Source organism: Pseudomonas sp. P5_B2, assembly GCF_056400445.1.
The window spans coordinates 1-2,896 of the sequence record NZ_JBFULH010000526.1; the positions used below are offsets into that span (position 1 = coordinate 1).

A 2,896-nucleotide genomic window follows, 5' to 3' on the forward strand; every position below is an offset into this window, starting at 1 on the left:
TGCGGTCAAATGTGGGAGCGGGCTTGCTCGCGAAGGCGTCATCAGCAACACCACAAATTACTTGGCAGTCATCTCAGCCACTTTCACCACCGAAGGCTTCAACACCAACCACAACGCCGCCGCAATCAACATCCCGCCATAGACATGCGCCATGGACAACGGCTCATCCAGTAACAACGCCCCCCACAACACCCCGAACGGCGGGATCAGGAAGGTCGTGGTCATCGACCTCACCGGCCCGATCGAGCTGAGCAAACGGAAATAAATGATATACGCCAGTGCGGTACACACTAACCCCAACCCCAGCAACGACAACCAGACATTCCAGCCACCCCAACTCGCCGGCGGTTGGCTGATCACGCTGTAGCCGAACAGCGGCAGCAGAAACAACGTCGCCCCCAACATGCTGCCCAGCGCAGACAAACGGCTGTCGAGACCACCGGCCTGATCCAGCCAGCGACGGGCGAGGAAACCGGCGAAGCCATAGCACGTGGTGGCAAGCAGGCAGGCGAGGGCGCCCATCAGCAGTTGCAGGTCGAACGCGACCGGGCCCGCACGGGTCAGGACACCAACACCCAACAATCCGAGGAAAACCCCGCCGAGCTTGGCGGCGGTGAGTCGTTCATGAAAGAACAACCCGCCGATGAGCACGCCCATCAGTGGCGTCGTCGCGTTAAAGATTGCCGAGTACCCGGCCGGCAGCACTTGGGCGGCCACCGAATAGAGCGTCGCTGGAATCCCGGAGTTGATCACCCCAAGCAGCATCACGGTCTTGAGTTTGCCTTTGAAATCCCAGCTGATGCGCATCAATCCGAGAATCACCAGCAGGCCGGCGGCGGCAATCGACACACGGAAAAAAGCCGTGGGGACGGTGCCAATCACAGGGGCGATGATGCGCATGAACAGAAAACTCGCCCCCCAAATGGCCGCCAGCGACAGTAAACGGACGATATCGACGGGACTCACGGTGCACTCCTTCCTTGATGGGGACGAGAGTGTTGCCGAGGGCCTGATCGATGGCAACCGAAAAACGGGCAAATAACTTCAGCGCAAAATTACGCTTCTCCTGCACCCGGTTCACTGGCTAAGCTCAGGGCTCACGAATTCCCGCAGAGGTCTCACCATGCCGCAGCAATGGCCAGCCGCCGATATCTCCCGAATGATCCTCGATGGCTTTGACGATTACCGCGAGCATTTCCGGCAGATCACCGACGGTGCCCGGGCGCGTTTCGAGCAGGCCCAGTGGCAGGACACGCAAGTCGCGTCGGCTGCGCGGATCAACCTCTATGAAGAAAAAGTCAGCGAAACGGTGGAACGGCTACGGGTCGCTTTCGACAGCGACACGCTGGATGTCAGCTGCTGGCCGCTGGTCAAAAGCGCGTACATCAAGCTGATCGACCTGCGCTTTGACGATGAACTGTCCGAGACTTGGTACAACTCGATTTTCTGCGGTTTGTTCAGCCATGACCTCATCAGCGACGGCTGCATGTTCATCCACACCACACGCCCGAGCCTGCGCCGGGCCCGCGCAGCACAAACCCGCACGTACAAACCGCAGGGGCATTTGTCCGACATGCTCGCGAGCATTTTTGCCGACTACCGCTTCAGCGAGGATTACGCCGATCTGGCCGGCGACTTGAGCCGCCTCGAAGCGCAACTGCGCGAGAACCTGCCGGACTGGGTGTGCAAAGACCCGGAGTTGCGCGTCGAGCTGTTTTCCTCGGTGCTGTATCGCAATAAAGGGGCGTATCTGGTTGGGCGCATCTACACCCACGACGAACAGTGGCCGTTGGTGATTCCGCTGCTGCACCGCGAAGGTCGCGGGATTCAGATCGATGCGCTGATTACCGATGAAGCGGACGTGTCGATCATCTTCTCGTTCACCCGTTCGTATTTCATGGTCGATGTGCCGGTGCCGGCGGAGTTCATCGGTTTCCTCAAGCGCATCCTGCCGGGCAAACACATCGCCGAGCTGTACACCTCGATCGGTTTCTACAAACACGGCAAATCCGAGTTCTACCGGGCGCTGATCAATCACCTGGCCAACACCGACGACCAGTTCATCATGGCCCCCGGTGTACGCGGCATGGTCATGAGCGTGTTTACCCTGCCGGGTTTCAACACCGTGTTCAAGATCATCAAGGACCGTTTCTCGCCATCGAAAAACGTCGACCGCGCCACGGTGATCGAGAAATACCGTCTGGTAAAAAGCGTCGACCGCGTCGGGCGCATGGCCGATACCCAGGAGTTCGCCGATTTCCGTTTTCCGTTGAGCAAATTCGACCCGGCGTGCCTGGAAGAACTGCTCGAAGTGGCCGCATCCACGGTATCGGTGGAAGGCGACACCGTGCTGATCCGCCACTGCTGGACCGAACGGCGGATGACGCCGCTGAACCTGTACCTGGAAAACGCCAACGACGCGCAGGTGCATGAGGCACTGGAAGATTACGGCTTGGCGATCAAGCAACTGGCGGCGGCGAATATCTTTCCCGGTGACATGTTGCTGAAAAACTTCGGCGTCACCCGCCACGGTCGCGTGGTGTTTTATGACTATGACGAGATCTGCTTCCTGACCGAGGCCAACTTCCGCCACATCCCGCAACCGCGCACGCCGGAAGACGAGATGGCGTCGGAACCTTGGTATTCGATCGGGCCGCTGGATGTGTTCCCTGAGGAGTTTCCACCGTTTTTGTTTGCCGACTCCGGACAGCGCAAGTTGTTTGATCAACTGCATGGCGAGTTGTACAACGCCGATTACTGGAAAAGCCTGCAGGAAGCCATTCGGGCGGGCAAAGTGATCGACGTGTTCCCGTATCGGCGCAAAGGCCTCGATAACGAATAGTCGGCTCGCATGCTCCCGTAGCAGCTGTCGAGCCCCAGCGAGGCTGCGTTCGGC

General features: G+C 59.2%; 2 protein-coding genes. One reads left to right on the top strand and one right to left on the bottom strand.

Going from position 1 to position 2,896, the window contains the following annotated elements:
• Nucleotides 1–57 precede the first annotated feature (57 nt).
• Nucleotides 58–966 (bottom strand): DMT family transporter, encoded by a 909-nt coding sequence (locus tag AC1DRJ_RS23420; RefSeq protein ID WP_477804244.1) that lies wholly within the window; start codon nucleotides 964–966, stop codon nucleotides 58–60.
• 157 nt (nucleotides 967–1,123) lie between these two features.
• On the opposite strand from AC1DRJ_RS23420, the gene aceK reads away from it, so the two are divergent.
• Nucleotides 1,124–2,842 carry a bifunctional isocitrate dehydrogenase kinase/phosphatase gene (gene aceK / locus AC1DRJ_RS23425; protein ID WP_477804245.1) on the top strand — a complete coding sequence of 573 codons (1,719 nt, stop codon included), beginning with the start codon at nucleotides 1,124–1,126 and terminating at the stop codon, nucleotides 2,840–2,842.
• Nucleotides 2,843–2,896 lie beyond the last annotated feature (54 nt).

Excerpts from the sequence above, each read along its gene's own strand:
- aceK (WP_477804245.1), top strand. The coding sequence starts at position 1,124 with ATGCCGCAGCAATGGCCAGCCGCCGATATCTCCCGAATGATCCTCGAT.